The organism is Mesorhizobium sp. M7A.F.Ca.CA.004.04.2.1 (genome assembly GCF_004022825.1).
Classification (GTDB): domain Bacteria; phylum Pseudomonadota; class Alphaproteobacteria; order Rhizobiales; family Rhizobiaceae; genus Mesorhizobium.
Window position 1 is genome coordinate 1 of the sequence record NZ_RZPH01000787.1, and the last position, 2,891, is coordinate 2,891.

Genomic DNA, 2,891 nt, shown 5'->3' on the forward strand with positions numbered 1-2,891 from the left:
CCGTAAGAGCGTAACTCACCGAGGCCGCGACCTTGTCGAACCCCCCGCTTGGCGCTTCCATCACCTTGTCATGGGCATTGTTGACGAGATATTTGTCATTGCCCGTGGTCGCGTGAAAAACGTCTGCGCCGCGCGTGCCATGGAAGACATGATCGCTGTCCGACGGGGCCGGCGCGGCCGGAACTGGAGCGGCGGCGTCTGTCGGAGGCGTGGCCGGAGCAGGGGCGGCGACGTCGGTTGGAGGCGGGGTCGTGGTATCGATCGGATCGGTTACTGGGGGGGCGGCCGAGCCACCGGTGCTTTGGAGATTGTGCTGTTGGAACAAAGCCTGCAACTCCGGCGAATTTTCCAGAGCTGTGTCACCGTTCTGCGAGCCCCAGGCATAGGCATAATCGAAGGCAGGCGACGGAACCAGTGCTGCCCAATGATCTATCATCGTTTGCATCTGTTCCGGCGTCGGCATCTGATGCTTCCCGCCCGTGTCGGTCGTCCAGTTGCCACCGCCAAAAGTCTGATAGACTGGAATGATTTTGTCGATCGGGATGCCGGACTTGACGGCCGCAGCCACGGCCCTGTCGATCATGTTGTAGTCGACCGTGCTCACGTCATCGCGCACCGGGTAGGGGTCCAACCCATAGTAGTCGATGCCGGTATTTGCCGGATTATACGTGTTGGAAAAATCCGGGTTTGTTGGAGAGCCCATATTCATCATGGTGATGAACGTCTTGGCGCCTGGAAAATGGGAATGGATCCAGTCCGACTCCGCCTTCAGGGTTTCGGCACTTGCATATGTGCCCCATCTGCCGGTGGGATCTGGCTCGTCCATCAGGAAGAACCCGAACACCTTGGGATTGTTGAGAAAGGGCGTAACTTGTTCGATGAAAGAGGAGGTGACGCCGTCGTGGGCGCTGAGATAGACGAGGCCTTTCATGCCGTCCGGCAAAGCATTGACCTGCGAGAGATATTGAACATCGACCAGGTTGAACCCGGCGGTTGCGACTTCGGTGGCTGATCCACCGGACGCATAATGGAGTGTCATCCAATGATCCTTTGGTTGATTCGACTTATGCCCCGCGTCTGCTTAGGTGATTGCTACATTAGGATGAAATCAAATACGAAACACAACGGGATAGAATGTTTGATTGATCTAAGTTGTTGCTCAGTAGCAGGTATTTTGCTCAGCCGACCGTGGCACCTTTGAAAGTGTTTGGGAGCAAGGACATACGCCTCTTTTGCTGGCTCCGTTCTGACCAATTCCTTTAGCGAAAATCGTCATTTTTCGGGAAGTTATCCCCAGACAGGGAGACGTCGGCCGTCGCGTTTCGCTGGTTCACGCCACGAATCGGCTGCATTTTCCTCAAAGTCGACGTATGTAAGCAGAGCGTAATAAGGGGGGCGACGGATAGCGGCTGCTATGCGCACTAAGAAAGGTTTGAGCCATTACAACTTACGGAAGTAACGGCGCGGCAGTGTCGCGCGAACGACCGCTGGTCATGAAAACATCGGGGGCCGGTTCTCCCGAGCTCCGTTCCGCTATTCTCGCCTGCATGCCTGGGCTGCTTGGCGTGGCGCTGTTCTCGGCAGTGATAAACATTCTCGCTCTGACCGGTTCGGTCTATATGTTGCAGATCTACGATCGCGTTCTGCCGTCGCAGAGCGTTCCGACCCTGGTGGGGTTCACGATCGGAATGCTGGGCCTGTATGCCGTATACGGGCTTCTGGATTTCGTGCGGCTTCGCGTGTTGGTCCGCATCGGCAGCCGGCTCTATAGGAATTTGCAGCAAAAGGTGTTCTCCATCTCCCTGTCCCTGCCGCTCAAGGCAGGGCGTGATGCGGACCGTCTGCAGCCTTTGCACGATCTTGACCGACTGCGCGGCTTTCTCTCCGGAACGGGACCCACGGTCATCTTCGACGCCCCGTGGATCCCCTTTTATCTGCTGATCATTTATTTGCTCCATCCTTCGCTCGGCCTGCTGGCGACGGTCGGTGCGATCGCCGTGGTCCTCTTAACAGCGATTGCGGAAGTGTTTAGCCGAGGCCCCGCCGCGCGTGCCTCGGAGGAGCTGCTGTCGCAGCGGGCGCTTGCCGATTCCGGCCGCCGCAACGCCGAAGTCGTTCACGCAATGGGGCTTTCTGGTCGACTGGCTCGACGCTGGAGCGACGTCAGCCGAGCCTATCTCGCCCAGCAGGAACGTCTCTCGGACGTCGTTGGTGGCGCCAGTTCGCTGTCGAAGGCCCTGCGGATGGCGTTGCAGTCCTGTGTTCTCGGTCTCGGCGCTTACCTGGTGATCGGCGGCGAGGCTTCACCTGGGGTGATCATCGCATCTTCCATTTTGCTTGGCCGCGCCTTGGCCCCGGTCGATGCTGCGATCGCAAACTGGAGAGGCTTTCTGTCGGCCCGGCGCAGCTATTCCGAGCTGGCGGCGGTCATGGCGGCATTCGGCCGCCAGGACGAGCCAATGGAGTTGCCTCGGCCGCAGGCGCGGTTTGCGGTCGAGCAATTGACCATTGCGCCGCCCGGCTTGCCAAAGCCAACCGTGGTCAATGTGAGCTTCCATCTGTCGAGAGGCGCTGGGATGGCCGTAATCGGCCCAAGCGGTTCCGGCAAGACAACTTTGGTGCGTTCGTTGGTCGGGGTGTGGAAGCCGCTCCATGGCTCGGTGAGATTGGACGGCGCCTCTCTCGATCAATGGAACTCGGAACAACTCGGCGCCCATATCGGCTACATGCCGCAGGATGTGGAGTTGTTTGACGGCACGGTAGCAGACAACATTTCGAGGTTCCGAGGCAAGACGGATCCAAAAGGCGTCCTTGCGGCGGCAAGAGCAGCCGGCGTCGAGAAAATGATAATGCAACTCCCCCAGGGATTTCAGACCCGCATCGGCGAGGGC

At 58.8% G+C, this 2,891-nt stretch carries 1 protein-coding gene and 1 pseudogene; one reads left to right on the forward strand and one right to left on the reverse strand.

What is annotated here, in order from left to right:
• Positions 1-931 (reverse strand): annotated as a pseudogene (locus tag EN893_RS26985) (calcium-binding protein); the annotation flags it as partial.
• Between the two features lie 562 nt (positions 932-1,493).
• On the opposite strand from EN893_RS26985, the gene EN893_RS26990 reads away from it, so the two are divergent.
• Positions 1,494-2,891 (forward strand): type I secretion system permease/ATPase (locus tag EN893_RS26990; RefSeq protein WP_164901136.1); only part of this gene is annotated, 1,398 nt, incomplete at its 3' end.